The sequence below is a fragment of the Parasedimentitalea marina genome (assembly GCF_004006175.1).
Classification (GTDB): domain Bacteria; phylum Pseudomonadota; class Alphaproteobacteria; order Rhodobacterales; family Rhodobacteraceae; genus Parasedimentitalea; species Parasedimentitalea marina.
The window spans coordinates 751,595-768,019 of the sequence record NZ_CP033219.1; the positions used below are offsets into that span (position 1 = coordinate 751,595).

At 58.0% G+C, this 16,425-nt stretch carries 17 protein-coding genes; 13 read left to right on the top strand and 4 right to left on the bottom strand.

Annotated features, from left to right (window positions below):
* Positions 1–168 precede the first annotated feature (168 nt).
* The 3 genes from EBB79_RS03705 to EBB79_RS03715 are packed head-to-tail and all read left to right on the top strand — an operon-like array spanning position 169 to position 2,386.
* Positions 169–873 carry an ABC transporter permease gene (locus EBB79_RS03705; protein WP_127747641.1) on the top strand — a complete coding sequence of 235 codons (705 nt, stop codon included), beginning with the start codon at positions 169–171 and terminating at the stop codon, positions 871–873.
* The gene (locus EBB79_RS03710; RefSeq protein ID WP_127747642.1) at positions 873–1,583 is read left to right on the top strand and encodes an ATP-binding cassette domain-containing protein; all 711 of its coding nucleotides are present in this window, start codon (positions 873–875) and stop codon (positions 1,581–1,583) included. Before EBB79_RS03705 ends, EBB79_RS03710 begins: the two co-directional genes overlap by 1 nt.
* Positions 1,580–2,386, top strand: coding sequence for an ABC transporter substrate-binding protein (locus EBB79_RS03715; RefSeq protein ID WP_127747643.1), 807 nt, complete (start codon positions 1,580–1,582; stop codon positions 2,384–2,386). The genes EBB79_RS03710 and EBB79_RS03715 overlap by 4 nt, the downstream gene beginning before the upstream one ends.
* 73 nt (positions 2,387–2,459) lie before the next feature.
* Here EBB79_RS03715 and EBB79_RS03720 read toward each other — a convergent pair whose 3' ends face one another.
* The 3 genes from EBB79_RS03720 to EBB79_RS03730 are packed head-to-tail and all read right to left on the bottom strand — an operon-like array spanning position 2,460 to position 4,707.
* The gene (locus EBB79_RS03720; RefSeq protein ID WP_127747644.1) at positions 2,460–2,939 is read right to left on the bottom strand and encodes a DUF6505 family protein; all 480 of its coding nucleotides are present in this window, start codon (positions 2,937–2,939) and stop codon (positions 2,460–2,462) included.
* Positions 2,939–3,643 carry a biotin/lipoate--protein ligase family protein gene (locus EBB79_RS03725; protein WP_127747645.1) on the bottom strand — a complete coding sequence of 235 codons (705 nt, stop codon included), beginning with the start codon at positions 3,641–3,643 and terminating at the stop codon, positions 2,939–2,941. The genes EBB79_RS03720 and EBB79_RS03725 overlap by 1 nt, the downstream gene beginning before the upstream one ends.
* Positions 3,640–4,707: an Mrp/NBP35 family ATP-binding protein gene (locus tag EBB79_RS03730; RefSeq protein ID WP_127747646.1), complete on the bottom strand. Its 1,068-nt coding sequence runs from the start codon at positions 4,705–4,707 to the stop codon at positions 3,640–3,642. Before EBB79_RS03730 ends, EBB79_RS03725 begins: the two co-directional genes overlap by 4 nt.
* A 65-nt stretch (positions 4,708–4,772) precedes the next feature.
* Between EBB79_RS03730 and EBB79_RS03735 the strand changes: the two genes are divergently transcribed.
* On the top strand, positions 4,773–5,516 hold the full coding sequence (locus EBB79_RS03735) for a hypothetical protein (RefSeq protein WP_127747647.1): 744 nt from the start codon (positions 4,773–4,775) through the stop codon (positions 5,514–5,516).
* Here the strand turns inward: EBB79_RS03735 and EBB79_RS03740 are convergent.
* Positions 5,510–7,456 (bottom strand): 4Fe-4S binding protein, encoded by a 1,947-nt coding sequence (locus tag EBB79_RS03740; protein ID WP_127747648.1) that lies wholly within the window; start codon positions 7,454–7,456, stop codon positions 5,510–5,512. The two genes, EBB79_RS03735 and EBB79_RS03740, sit on opposite strands and share 7 nt — an antisense overlap.
* Positions 7,457–7,831: 375 nt before the next feature.
* Between EBB79_RS03740 and EBB79_RS03745 the strand changes: the two genes are divergently transcribed.
* The 9 genes from EBB79_RS03745 (at position 7,832) to EBB79_RS03780 (ending at position 16,388) form a co-directional block, all read left to right on the top strand.
* A complete protein-coding gene (locus EBB79_RS03745) occupies positions 7,832–8,371 on the top strand; it encodes a DUF3305 domain-containing protein (RefSeq protein ID WP_127750864.1) in 540 nt (179 codons plus the stop codon).
* A complete protein-coding gene (locus EBB79_RS03750; RefSeq protein WP_127747649.1) occupies positions 8,368–9,009 on the top strand; it encodes a DUF3306 domain-containing protein in 642 nt (213 codons plus the stop codon). Before EBB79_RS03745 ends, EBB79_RS03750 begins: the two co-directional genes overlap by 4 nt.
* A 14-nt stretch (positions 9,010–9,023) precedes the next feature.
* Positions 9,024–9,632 (top strand): TorD/DmsD family molecular chaperone, encoded by a 609-nt coding sequence (locus tag EBB79_RS03755; RefSeq protein ID WP_177627768.1) that lies wholly within the window; start codon positions 9,024–9,026, stop codon positions 9,630–9,632.
* A 52-nt stretch (positions 9,633–9,684) separates the two neighbouring features.
* Positions 9,685–9,876 carry a twin-arginine translocation signal domain-containing protein gene (locus tag EBB79_RS03760; RefSeq protein WP_127747651.1) on the top strand — a complete coding sequence of 64 codons (192 nt, stop codon included), beginning with the start codon at positions 9,685–9,687 and terminating at the stop codon, positions 9,874–9,876.
* A gap of 111 nt (positions 9,877–9,987) precedes the next feature.
* The gene (locus tag EBB79_RS03765; protein WP_127747652.1) at positions 9,988–12,882 is read left to right on the top strand and encodes a formate dehydrogenase subunit alpha; all 2,895 of its coding nucleotides are present in this window, start codon (positions 9,988–9,990) and stop codon (positions 12,880–12,882) included.
* A gap of 12 nt (positions 12,883–12,894) precedes the next feature.
* Entirely contained in the window at positions 12,895–13,488 is a 594-nt protein-coding gene (gene fdh3B / locus EBB79_RS03770) for a formate dehydrogenase FDH3 subunit beta (protein ID WP_127747653.1), read from the top strand.
* A 126-nt stretch (positions 13,489–13,614) separates the two neighbouring features.
* Complete coding sequence (locus EBB79_RS03775; protein ID WP_127750865.1) at positions 13,615–14,790, top strand: formate dehydrogenase subunit gamma; 1,176 nt, start codon at positions 13,615–13,617, stop codon at positions 14,788–14,790.
* Between the two features lie 114 nt (positions 14,791–14,904).
* The gene (locus tag EBB79_RS25220; RefSeq protein WP_274594836.1) at positions 14,905–15,039 is read left to right on the top strand and encodes a hypothetical protein; all 135 of its coding nucleotides are present in this window, start codon (positions 14,905–14,907) and stop codon (positions 15,037–15,039) included.
* Entirely contained in the window at positions 15,039–16,388 is a 1,350-nt protein-coding gene (locus EBB79_RS03780) for a sigma-54-dependent transcriptional regulator (protein ID WP_127750866.1), read from the top strand. Before EBB79_RS25220 ends, EBB79_RS03780 begins: the two co-directional genes overlap by 1 nt.
* The last annotated feature ends 37 nt before the right edge of the window (positions 16,389–16,425 follow it).

The following is a 16,425-nucleotide window of genomic DNA, read 5'->3' on the forward strand; positions in this document are numbered from 1 at the left end:
CAATGTGACCCGCTGCCTGTTCACGGACATTTTTTGACGGACAATCTGTCCTTTTCGGGACCGCCGGTCGTTTTTGCCTATTTCTAGGTCTGCAGCTGTGATTTGGATCTGGCAACACCCGTGCTACGGTGTCGAAAACCATGGCCCTGCAGGAGAGATCTATATTCTATGTCTGACTTGTGGGGCGGATTGACACAGGCTTTTTGGCTACTGGCGACTTTGGATGCTGATCTGGTAGAGATCAGTCTGCGGTCGCTGCAGGTAACGTTCACTGCTTTGCTGATTGCCTCGGCAATCGCGCTGCCCTTTGCGGCGCTGCTGGTCGTGCGCCGGTTTAGGTTGCGCCGCCCGACAATTGCCGTGCTGAACGCATTGATGGGCCTGCCGCCGGTTGTCGTTGGTCTGGTGGTCTATGTCTTTTTGTCCCGCTCGGGGCCATTTGGGGTTTTTGGGCTGCTGTTTACACCAAGTGCAATGATTATTGCCCAGGTGATTATCATTGTGCCGTTGATTGCTTCGATTGCCCATCAATCGCTTCGGGAATTGTGGGGCGATTATCACGACCTGCTGATCTCTTTGAACACCACGCAATTTCAGCGCATTCAGGCGCTGTTATGGGATGGACGCAGGGCGCTGCTGACCGCGGCGCTGGCGGGGTTTGGTCGTGCCATTGGCGAGGTTGGGGCGATTATGATCGTGGGTGGCAATATCGACCATGCAACACGGGTTCTGACAACGGCGATTGCCTTGGAAACCGGCAAAGGTGAATTTGCCTTGGCTTTGGCGCTTGGCTTTGTGCTGATCGGCCTTGCGGTTACGGTCAACTTGTTGATCCACCGGCTGAGCCACACCGAGAGCGAGGGGCGTTGGTGATGCAATTGTTCCCGCTTCAGGCAAAGCAGGCCATCGTGCGCCGCAAAGGCAAGGTGCTGGCCGGGCCCATTGATCTGATCCTGCAGGGGCAGGGTGTCACCATGGTGATTGGTCCCAACGGCGCCGGAAAAACCACGTTGCTGAAGATGTTGCACGGAATTGTCCGACTGAATGGCGGTAGTCTGAATTGGGCCTGCTCAACGGATGAGGCGCAGAAACGGCAGGGGTTTGTGTTCCAGTCACCGGTGATGATGCGGCGCTCGGTTCTTGAAAATATTGCCTATCCACTGCACCTGATTGGCGTTGCAAAAGCCGAGGCCAGACAGCGCGCGCAGAATTGGGCCGAGCAGGTGGGTCTGGGACACGCTCTGAAACAACAGGCCACATTGCTGTCCGGCGGGGAGCGGCAAAAGCTGGCCCTGGCGCGCGCCCTGATCCGCGATCCGGCAGTGCTGTTCCTGGACGAGCCCTGTGCCTCGTTGGATGGCCGCGCCACGCGCGAAATTGAAGAAATCCTGATCCGGGCCGCGGCGAATGGCACCCGGCTGATCATGTCGACCCATAATATGGGGCAGGCGCAGCGATTGGCGGATGAGGTCATTTTTGTCCTGCATGGTACGATACAGGAATTTTCACCGGCAGAGGTCTTCTTTGCCGAACCCGAGACCAAACAGGGCCGCGCGTTCCTGAGAGGGGATATTGTCGAATGAAATTGAATTTGTTTGCGACGGCTGCTGCCGTCCTGCTAGCCACGTCTTCCGTCGCGCAAGAGATCAAGATGGCCGTGACCACCTCGTTCCACAACTCGGGTCTGTCGGATGTGTTGTTGCCTGCTATTCAGGATGATCTGGGCCTTGAGGTTCAGCTACTGGTGGTGGGAACAGGGCAGGCGCTAAAACTGGGCGAAGCTGGTGATGTGGATGCAATTCTGGTCCACTCAAAAGCAGCGGAAGAGGCGTTTCTGGCGGCTGGTCACGGGACGCACCGGCGTGAAATCATGTACAATGACTTTGTCTTTATTGGCCCCAAGGCGGACGCCGCAGGCGTTGGGGCAGCGGGCAGTGCAGCCGAAGCCTTGCAAAAGATTGCCGAGGCCAAGGCCGTATTTGTAAGCCGTGGCGACAACAGTGGGACCCATAAGAAAGAGCTTAGCCTTTGGTCCTCAGCCGGTCTGGACGCTGAAGGGTTTGGCGGTTGGTATACCTCTGTTGGGGCTGGAATGGGGGCGGCGCTGAACACGGCTTCGGGGTTGAATGCTTATATCATGGCGGACCGGGCCAGTTGGCTGAATTTTGGCAACAAAGCAGATCTGGCACTGTTGTTTGCTGGCGATCCGGTTCTGTTCAATCAGTATGCCTTCATCCCGGTGAACCCTGAAAAACATGCCCATGTGAAACAGGCCCTGGCAGAGACACTGGAGGCCTGGTTGGTGTCGGATCGCGCCAAGGCGCTTATTGACGGATACCAGATCAGCGGAGAGACGCTGTTTGTGTTCAATGCCGGGCGAGATTGAGAGACCGGATAGGTTTTTTACGGGGGCTCTGCCCCCATACCCCCGGGATATTTGGAGCCAGATGAAGGATCCATCAGGAGTTCATATCGGCGTGAATGGCGAATTGGGTCAGGTCGGCCTCTGGTGGCTCTATGATCCGGTAGCTTTCTTTGACACCGGATGAGGTGAGCTCGCGGGCGAGGGTCAGGAGCGTATTGGTGGGGTGATCGGCGCAGAGGGCCTGCATCTGGGTCAGTTCCTCGGCAGCGACGGGCCGGGCTGCGTCACGGTCTGGTGCGCCGTACACGTCCACAAAATGCTGGGCCAGCATATCGGTCAGGCGGGCGATCTCGTCCGGTTCGATCTGGGTGACCGCGACAAAAGTCGCCCGGCCTGCAGTCTCTAGGCCCATCCAGCCATTGGCAAATGCCTGGCGCGGTTTGCCGACCAGGTCAGCCTCGCCCCAGTTGGAAAATTCAAAGCCGCCCGAGATGCACCATTCACCGGTACGGGCCGGGCTGGCAAAGACTCGTTGGTCACTTTCATCAAGGTGGATGGCACGGGCGAGCTGCATTAGGGGGTCTCCAGTAGGGACGTAAGAGGGATCAGGTGAGTGGTGTCCCCAGCACGCAAAAGCATGCCAAAGTTTTCGTCTATACCCAGAAATGTACCGGACAGCCCGGCTTGCCTTGTGTCTTCTCCGGTGCCGTGGGCAATACCGCGCCATTCTGTATGCAGGGCTTTGGTGTCGCCGTCTTCCCAGCGGGTGATCCAGTGAAGACTGTGGCGGGCCCAGCTTTCCAGCAGCGCCGGGGCCTCGACATCTGAGCAGCCTTCGGCATAGAGCGCGGTCTCATCGGGGGTATCGCCACTGTCCTGTGAGGCGGGCCAGAGCGGAATGTTCAGACCGACGACCAGCCAGTCGGGGATGGTGTCAGGGTCGGTGCTGCTGGCGGCGCAGCGAAGGCCGCCGCAGCGTGCGCCGTTGACGCGTATTTGCCCTTGCCATTCCAGATGCACTGCCACTTCGGGCGGGGCCAGCGCGCCAAGGGCGTTCTGCAGACCCACGCCGCAGGTGGGCAGCATTGCCATGGCCTGGCGCAGGGGGACCTCGGGGGCGAAGACCAGTGCGGCTCGGAGGCTGTCGGGGGCCAGATTGTAGGTGACTAGCCCAGCATCGCAGCCGATGATTGCCTTTTTGCAGGCCGTATCAAACGGGTCTTCGGGACCAGTGACGGCGTGGCCGGACAATAATGGAGGAAAGGAGACCTCGCTCATGCGGCGCCCCGTTCAATCAATGTCTGGGCGATGTCCTGGAACACCTGCGCTTGCGGGCTGTCGGGCTTGCTGACCACAATCGGCGCCCCACCGTCCGACGTCAGTCGAATATCCAGGTGAAGCGGTACTTCTGCCAGCAGCGGCACGTTGAGCTTGGCGGCCTCGGCGGCGACGCCACCGTGGCCAAAGAGATGCTCTTCGTGGCCACAGTTAGAACAGATGTGAGTAGACATGTTTTCAATCATACCGAGGATCGGCACATGCAGCTGATTGAACATGTCGATGCCTTTACGGGCGTCAATCAAGGCGATGTCCTGGGGTGTGGATACCACTATTGCGCCGTCGACTTCGGCCTTTTGCGCCAGTGTCATTTGTACGTCACCGGTTCCCGGCGGCAGGTCAACGATAAGCACATCCAGAGCGCCCCATTGCACCTGCATCATCATCTGCTGCAGCGCCCCCATCAACATCGGACCCCGCCAGACAACGGCCTGATCTTCGTTGGTCATAAGCCCCATGGACATCATGGTGACGCCGTGGTTGCGCATGGGCAGAATGGTTTTGCCATCGGGACTGGCCGGGCGTCCCGAGATGCCCAGCATGCGGGGTTGCGATGGTCCGTAGACATCTGCATCCAGCAATCCGACGCGACGACCCTGCGCGGCCAGTGCGCAGGCCAGATTGGCCGAGACGGTGGATTTCCCAACGCCGCCCTTGCCCGAGGCCACCGCAATGATGCGATCGACGCCGGGGATCTTTTGTGGCCCCGCAGGCTGGGCTGGCTTGGAGGGTTTCAGATCCGGCGGCGGTGTTTTGGCGGCATGTCCGGTTAGCAAAGCTGATACCTTGTCGACGCCTGCAAGCACTGTGACGACCTGTTCAGCGGCATCACGCACGGGGCTATAGGCATCGGCCTGGGCTGGATCAATTTCGAGGACAAAACGCACTTCGGCCCCCTCGACGGTAAGGGCGCGCATGACGCCAGCGCTGACGATGTCGGTGCCGCTGATCGGATCAGTGATGGTTTTCAGTGCGGCGAGGACGGTTTCACGGGTGAGAGACACTTGGGCCTTACTCCTTGGGATGTGGGGGTGCTTGACGAAAGGGCTTGGGGTTTTTACCGTTTCGCATGACCCGTCTGATTGTTCTAATTTATGTCTGCCTGAGTTTTGCCCCGATTGCACGGGCGGATGACAGGCTGGTGCGATTGGCAGCACCGGCTGAGCTGGTCGAGAGTGGTTTTCTAAAACATCTGCTGCCGCGGTTCTCGTTGAAGACCCAGGTGCGGGTCCAGATTGTGTCTGCAGGCCAGATGCATGACATTGCGCTTGGACCTGATGGGACGCCAGTTTTCACCGGGTCGGATGTGACCTGGCACCTGTTGGTTCTGGCGCCGCAGCATCCGGGTGTTCAGCGGTTTACCAAATGGTTGGATTCCGAGGTCGGTCAACGCACCATCACCAGCTATGCGCCGGATGAGGTACAGATGTTTACCCTGCCGCAGGATACAGGCGCGGTTGTGGCTGATCTGCAGTTTACCGGAGACGCAGTCGAGGGAAGGGCAGTGTCGCGGCAGATGTGTGGACGCTGCCATGTTGTGACCCAGACCGAGCGAATGAATGCCATCGGTTCGACACCGTCTTTTTTCGTGTTGCGGACACTGGGCAATTGGGCTGACCGGTTTCAGGCCTTTTACGTGCTCAACCCGCATCCGTCCTTTACCCAGGTCGAAGGGGTGACTGCGCCCTTTGCCCAAAACCGGCCACCGCCGATTGTGCCCATCGAGATAACACTGGATCAGCTGGAGGCCATCCTTGCCTATGTCGCCGGGTTGGAGCCAGCTGATTTGGGCGCACCATTGCAACATCAGTGATCGCGACGCTTGCTGAGGTAGTCGTCGGTGGTGCGCACCTTTGGTCGGTCGCCGCCTTGAAAGGGCGAGTTTACCTGGTGGTGTTGGGCATTGACGCGGCAATTGTCACACATCTGGATCATGCGCGCGGCCTGGGGATTCTGGAACATGGCATGTTTGCCGGCCAGTTTCTCGATGATCTTGTCGACGGTGGATTTCACCCCGAATAGGGCACCGCATTCGATGCAGGCGCATGGCTCTTCCTCATGCAACACGGTCTGTGACAGGGCGCTGTCAGCCAGGTTCAAACGTGGTTCATAGGTGATTGCGTCCTCAGGGCAGATATTGGCACAGAGACCGCACTGCAGGCAGGCGTCCTCTTGGAACCGAAGCTGCGGCAAATCTGGGTTGTCTCCTAAGGCGCCGGTGGGGCACAGCGAGACACAGGACAGGCACAGGCTGCAGGCGCTGGTATCGACCAAGACTGCTCCATATGGCACGTCTGCGGGCAGGGGCAGCACCTGACCTTCGGGTGCCAGGGCCTTGGCTGCCTGACGGGTAATCTGGCGGCGAGTGCCCATGGGGCGCACTGGTGTCGTCAGCGAAGCCGGAACCAACGCGCCAAACAATGCATCACTGAGGGCGTCAGGATCAGAGTGGTCCAGCAGTGCGGATTTCTCGCCACCAATCGCATTGGCCAGTGCCAATTCGCGGTCCAGTACGTCCTGTTCAGCACCGGGAGCCATCAGGATATCCACCCAGGCAAACCCCGCCGCAAGGGCCGCCAGGATTTCGGCATGGCCAAAGGTATTCAGGGCCTCAAGCTCCAGCGGCACAACATCCGCGGGCAGCCCGCGACCAAAGCGTGCGGCATAGCTGATCATTTTGCCGCCATGGTCATTCACCACCAGCAACCGGGGCGCAGCGCCACCTGCAGTCAAAAAGGTCGAGGCGAGCGTCTGAATGCGGCGCATCAGGCTGTCGGTGGGTGGGGCATCATAAGTCAGCGCACCAGAAGGGCACAGCGACGAGCACGAGCCGCAGCCAGCACAGATCATCGGGTCAATTGTGACATGATCGCCATTGGGGCTGATGGCGCTGGTGGGGCAGATGTCCAGGCAATTGGTGCAGCCCGTCTGCCCTGCACGCGAGTGGGCGCACAGCAGGGGTTCGTTGCGAATAAACAGTGGTTTTTCAAATGTTCCAACCAGTTGCGAGGCTTGCAGCACTGCGTCGGCGACTGATGGTGCATGTTTTGGATCGGCCCGCAAATAGCCCTCGCGTTTTTCTGGCGCCGGGAACAGGGGGACATCGCCGGTCAGATCCAGAATGATGTCGCAGTTTGATTGGCCACCATCACGTGGCGCGCTCCAGCTCCACTGTCGGCCAGTCGGGTCCAGTTGTTGAAAAGCGTCAAGGGTCACTTCGAATTGGCCCAACGCCCCCGAGGCCCGTTTCAGGTCTCCGCGCACGGTCTCAAACGCCCGGGTCATTGGCGGCGATGTTTCGTCGTTCAGAAGAACGGTGACGGCCAGTATGTCCTGAAGTTTCTCTGCGGCAGACAGTGCAACGTCAGCGGGTCCCAGGATCAGGCACAGGCCTTCAGAGACCACATCCAAACTTTTGGCTGCGGGGACAGAAAGACCGGCCTCGGCAATCAGTGCGGACATTTTGGGTAGTGTTTGACCTGTATCACTGGTCCATCCAGCCCGGTCCCGCAGGTCCAGACAGGGGGGCATTGGGGCGCCGATTTCACCGGCCAGCTCCTCAAAAAGGCTCTGCTCTTGGGTGCAACAAATTGTTGCCTCACCCCCGGCAATGGCCTTGGCTGCTGCCTCGATCTCGGTGGTGCAAAGTGCGCTGTGCAGCTTTGAGCAGCTGATCCCCGTGGCCTGCGAAAGACCCGTGGCGTCAATCTGTTGTGACCCTGAACAATCACATATAATCAGTTGCTTAGCCATATAATCCTCGCTTGCAAACAGGCTGGCGAAAGAGGCGGTTTTACCCCTGTTCGGGCTTCAAACTAGCCACGATTCGGTACCCTCGTAAACCTGTTTTACGGTCAAGCCATCGGCTGGGAATGGCCGAATCATTGGGGATGATTCGCATTTGCGGGCGGGTTTCAATTTGTTGAGTGATTTAGTCGAAATAGACAAAACGACCGGGGCGTTACGCTACAGTAAAACGGGCGACCCAATTTGTCCCGATCTGACGAATTCCCGGAAAACTTGAATTTCCAGCTTTGGAAACAGGGTTCGATTGCTGCAACCTGACAGTGAAATTCAGTTCAACGGGGCCGTCGACGGGTGATCCACAATCCAGATAAATTCGACGTCATGCCGATGGGCATCGTTCTGCGCCGCATGCCGGGTGTGACCCGGTGGGCCAAATGGTCCTGGAAGGCGATTGCCGTTTTGCCCGGAGCGGGCGATGCCAGCTGGCAAATGTTGCAAAGCGATGCAGGGGTTAGCGATTATCACGCCGCGACGCTGCCGCTTGAACTGCACGGCTCTGATGCCGAGGCCTATCTGCATGGGCTAAGCACCGAAGTTCCCTGTGTCTATGTGGTGCTGCGTGACAGCGACGAGGGGGAGCATCCGCTTGACGTGACCCTGGTCACTGCCTCGCCCTATGAGGCGCAGGATTACGCGGACAGCAGCGAAGAGATCGTTGAGAAGGTACCGATGCCGGATGGGCTGATCGCCTGGGTGCGGGACTTTGCGCAAAAGCACTATCACGAAGAGCGTTTCAAGAAACGGCGCCGCGACAAGACGGACATTGGTGCGGTCGAGGACGGCATAGGCGATGCGCGGATTGCACAGATGGCGGATGTTTACCGCTCGCCCGTGAAGGCCAAAAAGGAACGGTTGCAATGAGCGGGGGCAATTTCTGGGCCCGCCGCAAGGCAGGTGTCGAGGCTGAGCTTGCCGCTGATGCGCAGGCCGAATTGGCAGTGCTTGCAGAACAGCGGGACGCTGAAGTGGCTGACAAGAGTGACGCCGAGCTATTGGCCGAGCTGGAGTTGCCCGACCCGGACAGTCTGGGCGAAGGCGATGATTTCACCGTGTTCCTGACCGAGACAATTCCCGCCCGCATCCGCACCCGTGCGTTGCGTCGGCTTTGGCTGACCAATCCGGTCCTGGCCAATGTGGACGGCTTGGTCGACTACGGCGAGGATTTTACCGATGCCTCTTGTGTAATTGAGAACATTCAGACTGCCTATCAAGTCGGCAAAGGTATGACTGCGCATGTGGACGAGATGGCCCGCCAGGCTGCTGAAGAAGAGGCCGAAGCAGTAGACCTTACCGCAGATGACGCTGCGGACGCGCTTGACGAAGCTCCGGCGGCCGACGCCGGTGAAGAGATCCCCACAGAACAACCAGAACACATTGATGTCCTCGCGACAGCGGATGCCGGCTTTGTGCCGGACCAATCCGATGTGGACGATATGCCCGCCTATACCCCTCCGCGCCGGATGCGTTTTGCGTTCGAGGACGCGACGGCCAAGACATGACACAGGAGATGCCAATGACAGCCCAAACCGCACAGGTTACCGTGACGCAGGAAGATCGCCTGCGGGCGGATCTGTATAATTTCCTGGGCCTATTGCTGTCGACCCCGCCGGATCAAATGCTACTGGAGCAAACCGCAGGACTGACCGGGGATGAAGGCGAGTTGGGCACTGCCATTAATGCCTTGGCCAAACTGGCACATTTGTCCAAGCCGGCCGCAGTGGAAAGCGAGTTCAATAAGCTTTTCATTGGTCTGGGACGCGGCGAGTTGCTGCCCTATGCCAGTTATTATCTGACTGGGTTCTTGAACGAAAAACCACTGGCGGCGCTGCGCCGTGACATGGCGGTGCGTGGTATGACCCGCGCTGAAAACGTCTATGAGCCCGAAGACAACATCGCCTCGTTGATGGAGATGATGGGCGCGCTGATTGTTGGCCGCTTTGGCGAACCTGCCAGTCTGACAGACCAGAAAACTTTCTTTAACAAACACATCGGCTCTTGGGGCGGTCATTTCTTCTCGGATCTGGAGGCCGCGCAAAATTCGGTTCTTTATGCCGCCGTTGGCGCGGTTGGCCGGGTCTTCATGGAGATCGAGGCCGAAGGAAACAGGATGAGTGCAGAGTGACCTGCACAGCCGGACGGGGCCACCGTCCACACCAATGAGAGGGAGATTTCTCATGACAAGAAAGACCGAGGAGGCAAGCAGCCGCCGCGACTTTCTAAAACTGGCCGCAACCACGGCACCGCTGGCTGCGGTTGCTGTTGCGACCACCGGGGGCACGGCAGAAGCCGCAGAACCCGACCTGTCATCGAACAAGATGCAGGATACGGCGCATACCCGCGCTTACCTTGACAGCGTGCGGTTCTAAACACCGCGCGACGTTATTCACTGCAGGCAACTGGTTGCGAGACGCCCGACCGCCTGCTGAATTTTTGTTAACCTAGCGAGCCCGAATTAACGGGTAGCAAGGGAGGTTATAATGCTTAGGAAAAAGACCAACGGGGTTGCGAGACGCCCCCAGCGGACAAGTATCCTCTCCAAGGTCGCGGATAGTTCCGTTGACCGTCGCGCGTTTCTGCGCGGTTCTGGTCTGGCCATTGGTGGTCTGACCGCTATCGCCGCTACAGGCGGGTCGGTGACCCAGGCCAATGCGCAATCGGCAGCTGCCAGTGCAGTTGAAACCGTGAAATCGGTCTGCACCCACTGTTCGGTTGGGTGTACCGTGATTGCCGAAGTCCAAAATGGTGTTTGGGTTGGACAAGAGCCCGGCTGGGACAGCCCGTTCAACCTGGGCGCCCATTGCGCCAAAGGGGCCGCGGTTCGCGAACATGCCCACGGCGAGCGCCGCCTGAAGTACCCGATGAAAAAAGAGGGTGGTGAATGGAAGCGGATCAGTTGGGAACAGGCGATCGACGAGATCGGCGGCGGCATGATGGATATCCGCGAGGAAAGCGGACCTGACAGCGTTTACTGGCTCGGCTCGGCCAAACACAGCAACGAACAGGCCTATCTGTTCCGCAAGTTCGCCGCGTATTGGGGCACCAATAACGTCGACCATCAGGCCCGGATCTGTCACTCGACCACTGTTGCTGGCGTCGCCAACACATGGGGCTACGGCGCCATGACCAACAGTTATAACGACATCCATAACTCCAAGGCGATCTTCATTATTGGCGGCAATCCAGCCGAGGCACACCCCGTCTCGCTGCTGCACATTCTGAAAGCCAAGGAACAAAACAACGCACCACTGATCGTTTGTGATCCACGCTTCACGCGGACTGCGGCCCATGCTGACGAATATGTGCGTTTGCGTCCAGGTACCGATGTCGCATTGGTCTGGGGTATTTTGTACCACATCTTTGAAAATGGTTGGGAGGACAAAGAGTTCATCCGCACCCGTGTTTGGGGCATGGACCAGATCAGGGAAGAGGTCAAAAAGTGGAACCCTGAAGAGGTTGAGCGGGTCACGGGTGTTCCCGGATCGCAGCTGCACCGGGTTGCCAAGACATTGGCCAACAACCGTCCCGGCACCGTGATCTGGTGTATGGGTGGTACGCAGCACACCACTGGTAACAACAACACCCGCGCCTATTGCATCCTGCAGCTGGCGCTGGGCAACATGGGCACAAGCGGCGGCGGCACCAATATTTTCCGTGGCCACGACAACGTGCAGGGCGCCACCGATTTGGGTGTGCTGAGCCACACTCTGCCGGGCTACTACGGGCTGTCGAAAGGCGCCTGGGCACATTGGGCCCGCGTTTGGGACGAAGATCCCGACTGGCTGACCAGTCAGTTCGACATGCTGAAGGGTGCTGATGGCAAAGATAAGTCGCTGCAGAACCTGAAAGGCATTCCGGTCAGTCGCTGGATTGACGGGGTTCTGGAGGACAAGGACAACATCGACCAGCCCAACAATGTTCGGGCGATGGTTCTTTGGGGTCACGCGCCGAATTCGCAGACCCGTGGTCCGGAAATGAAAACCGCGATGGAGAAGCTGGACATGCTGGTCGTGATTGACCCGTATCCCACTGTCTCGGCTGTTTTGCATGACCGGACGGATGGCTGCTATTTGCTGCCAGCCTGTACGCAGTACGAGACCTATGGCTCGGTCACCGCATCGAACCGGTCGCTTCAATGGCGCGACAAGATCATTGATCCAATGTTCGAGAGCAAAACGGACCATGAAATCATGGGCTTGTTTGCGAACAAATTTGGTTGGGGTGATCGTTTCTTCCGCAACATCGAAATGGACGATGAAAACACGCCAAATGTTGAGAGCGTTACCCGTGAGTTGAACAGTGGCTTGTGGACCATCGGCTATACCGGGCAAAGCCCAGAGCGGATGAAACTGCACATGGCCAATCAGCACACCTTTGACCGCACCACCTTGCGGGCTGTTGGTGGACCGGCTGATGGGGACTATTATGGTTTGCCATGGCCATGCTGGGGTACGGCTGAGATGGGTCATCCCGGAACGCCGAACCTCTATGACATGTCCAAGCCGGTATCTGAGGGTGGCCTGACCTTCCGGGCCCGATTTGGTGTTGAACGGGACGGTGACAACCTACTGGCGGACGGTGTCTATTCAGCGAATTCCGAGATCCAGGACGGATATCCGGAATTCACCATGCAGATGCTGATGGATCTGGGTTGGGATAGTGATCTCACGGACGAGGAACGCGCATCCATTGATGCCGTTGCAGGTCCAAAGACCAACTGGAAAACCGACCTTTCTGGCGGCATCCAGCGGGTTGCGATCAAGCACGAGTGTGCTCCGTTTGGTAATGCCAAGGCCCGTGCTGTTGTGTGGACTTTCCCGGATCCGGTCCCTGTTCACCGCGAGCCGCTTTACACCAACCGTCGTGATCTGGTCGAAGACTATCCAACATATGAGGACCGTCAGGCGTACCGTCTGCCGACTTTGTATGCCTCGATCCAGAAGAAAGACGTGTCCAAGGACTTCCCGATTATCCTCACCTCTGGCCGCTTGGTCGAATATGAGGGCGGTGGCGATGAAAGCCGGTCTAATCCATGGCTGGCCGAGTTGCAGCAGGACATGTTCGTCGAGATCAACACCCGGGACGCCAACAATATCGGCGTGCGTGACGGTGCTCAGGTCTGGGTCGAAAGTCCCGAAGGCGGCAAGGTGAAAGTCATGGCAATGGTGACCGAGCGGGTCGGCGAGGGCGTAGCCTTTATGCCGTTCCACTTTGGTGGGCACTTCCAGGGCAAGGACCTGCGGGACAAATATCCCGATGGGGCTGACCCCTATGTGTTGGGCGAAAGCTCAAATACGGCGCAGACCTATGGCTATGACTCAGTCACGCAAATGCAGGAGTCAAAATGTACTCTCTGCAGCATCAGCGCAGCATAAGGAGAAAGAAAGATGGCAAGAGCTAAGTTCCTCTGCGACGCCGACCGCTGCATTGAATGCAACGCCTGCGTCACCGCCTGTAAGAACGAGCACGAGGTGCCCTGGGGCATCAACCGTCGCCGTGTAGTCACCATCCAAGATGGGCAACCCGGCGAACGGTCGATCTCGGTCGCCTGTATGCATTGTTCTGATGCGCCCTGTATGGCCGTCTGCCCGGTGGATTGTTTCTACCAGACCGACGATGGCGTGGTCCTGCACTCCAAGGATCTGTGCATCGGCTGTGGGTACTGTTTCTACGCGTGCCCGTTTGGTGCGCCGCAGTATCCGCAGGCAGGCAACTTCGGCAGCCGTGGCAAGATGGACAAATGTACATTCTGTGCCGGTGGCCCGGAAGAGAACCATTCCACCGCTGAGTTCGCCAAGTACGGCCGCAACCGGATCGCCGAAGGCAAACTGCCGATCTGCGCCGAGATGTGTTCAACCAAGGCGCTGTTGGCAGGTGACGGCGACGTCGTTTCTGCTGTGTATCGTGAGCGGATCGTTTCGCGCGGCTTTGGTGCTGGTGCCTGGGGTTGGGGCACTGCCTATGACCAAAAGGGCGAGTAAGCCAGTTTAGAAGCGCCGGCGGCTGTGATGGCCGCCGGCACCACACTTGCCGGAGTTTCAAAAACTCCTGCCCGTTTTCTGCTCGGAAAGCGGATGATTTTCAATTTACAGAATGTCGAGGACCCGATGCGCGTTCTTCTTTGGCTCTTGGTTTGTTTGACCTTGGCTTTGCCTGCGACGGCACAAACTGCACCTGACCGCACTGCCACTGGCGGTGCCCAAACTCTTGCCGATATTATGGCGCGCCAATCCAACCAGGTCGTCGATGATAGCTTCAGGCGCGATAATGTCGGGGACCCCAATCAGGCTGCCGCCGCTGATCAGCAATTGGGCACCCTGGGCGGCGTTTCAGACCCAGAGTTCTGGCGCGCGCTGCGCTATGGTACGGCCGATGTGCGGGTCTCGGCAGGTGGTGATGTTGCCACGGTTCTGATGCAGGACGGTGGTATGCACTGGCTTGATTTCCGGCGTGGGCCGCTGCGTCAATATGGTGGCTGGCTGTTACTGGGAACTATTGCAGCACTGGTTGTGTTTTATCTGTTGAGGGGCAAAATAGCCATTGATGGCGAAAAGACTGGCCGCACGGTGACGCGGTTCAAAGCCTTTGAGCGATTTGGCCACTGGATGATGGGTGGCTCGTTCATCCTGCTGGGAATCACCGGATTGATCACTTTGTTTGGCCGCGTTCTTATTGCTCCGTATCTGGGCAAAGAGGTGAACGCGACGTTTCTGGAACTGGGTAAATGGGTGCATAACAACGTCGCTTGGGCGTTTATGGCCGGGTTGGTGATCATCTTTGTGATGTGGGTCGTGCACAACCTGCCGGATCGCACCGATTTGGTCTGGATCAGTCAGGCTGGCGGTATCGTCGGCAGCAAGCACCCGCCGGCCAAAAAGTTCAACGCTGGGCAAAAGGTAATCTTTTGGTCCGTTGTTTTGTTTGGCACTTCGATCTCAATCACCGGTGTCTCGCTACTGTTCCCATATGAACTGCCAATGTTCGCAAAAACCTTTGCACTGGCAAATGATATTGGGTTGTCGAGCCTGCTGGGGCTTGGCGAGTTGTCAGAAACCATGGCGCCGCAGGAAGAAATGCAATTGGCGCAACTGTGGCACGCCATCCTGGCCTTTGTGCTGATGGCAATTGTCATAGCGCATATCTACATTGGATCGGTCGGCATGGAAGGCGCTTATGATGCCATGGGCAGCGGTGAGGTAGATGAGGCCTGGGCGAAACAACATCACAGCCTATGGTTGGAAGAGGTGCAGCAAGGGCAAAGCTCAGGATCAAAGACAGAGTGATCTGCTGTGGTTGATTGGCTGTTCGTCTAATTGAACCAGACCTGATACACTCCCTTCATCGGGTGTGTTGGGTCTGGTTGTTCACATATATTTCCAAGTCGGAGAAAAGAAACGATGAAATCCATGTTGGCAGGCTTTGCTGCAATTCTGGTGATTGCCCTTGGCGCCAACCTGCTGTTGCAGCAGGCTGGATTTGCCTCAGATGAAATGCGGTCAGGCCCCTCCGTACGGCTGGACGCAAAGACGTGATGCAAAAAACCGCTGCGCCCGACGAATATGGAGAGAACCTCGCTGGCGCTTCGATCCTGGTCATCGATGATGAGCCGGGGATGCGCAATTTCATGACCAAGATCCTGATGCCGCGGTGTAAACGGGTCGAACAGGCGGCCTCGGCGATGGAAGCCAGCGCAATTCTGGATCAGACTCATTTTGATCTGATCATTCTGGACAATATCATGCCGGGTAAAACGGGTTTGCAGTGGGTGCAGGAACAGCGCCGGGTGGGGTTGTTTGCCGATACGATCCTTGTCACTGCCTATGCTGATCTGGAAACCGCCATTCAGGCCCTGCGTATCGGCGTTGCCGATTTTGTGTTGAAACCGTTTCGTGCCAATCAGATCCTGAATTCGGTGGCGCGGGCGCTGGACCGCAAATATCTGCGGCGTGAAAACTATCTGTTAAAACACGAGCTATCCTCCGAAGGCACCGCGGCGCGGGGCCGGTTGCTGGGTAAATCGACAGCAATTTGTCAAGCGCGTGAAATGCTGACGCGGCTGGCACCACTGCCGACGCCGGTGTTGTTCACCGGTGCCAGTGGCACCGGCAAGGAAATCGCCGCGCGTACCCTGCACGCGCAGTCCGAGCGTGCGGGCAAGCCGTTTGTTGCAGTCAATTGTGCTGCCATCGCGCCGGATCGAATTGCGCATGAGCTGTTTGGACTGGTGGATGAGCAGGACCGTCGCAAGGACGGGCTGTTTTTGCACGCCGATGGGGGCACTTTGTTTCTGGATGAAGTGGCGCAGATGCCAGATCAGGTGCAGGCGGCGTTATTGCGGGTGCTGGAGGATCAGCGCATCCGTCCTGTTGGGGCAGAACGCGACATTCCTTTGAACTTGCGGTTCCTGTTTGCCACCAATGCGGATCTGAAGCAGGCCGTGGCCGAAGGGCGGTTTCGCGCTGATTTGTACCATCGGATCAATGTGGTGGAGATTGCAATGCCGCCGCTGCGTGACAGGGTCGAAGATATTGTCGAATTGGCGGCCCTGTTCATGGAACAGTTTTCTGTCCGGCTGGGCATGCCGGCGTTGGAGTTGAATGAAGAGACGCTTTTGAAATTCAGTCGCTACGATTGGCCCGGCAATGTGCGAGAGCTGCGAAATCTGATAGAGCGTTCGGTTATCCTGGGCGAAATTCCCGAAGAGTTTTCCGGTACGGGTGCCATCACTGGCACAGCAGCTATCGAGACGTTGGACTTGGTGACCCAGCGTCATATTATGCATGTTCTGGACGCCTGCGATGGCAATCGTGCTGAGGCGTCGCGTCGGCTTGGTGTGTCTCGTAAGACCATTGATCGCAAATGCGCCTCTTGGGGGTTTTGAGCTGAGCGATGCCTGGTTGATGGGGCGCTGCCCCTCT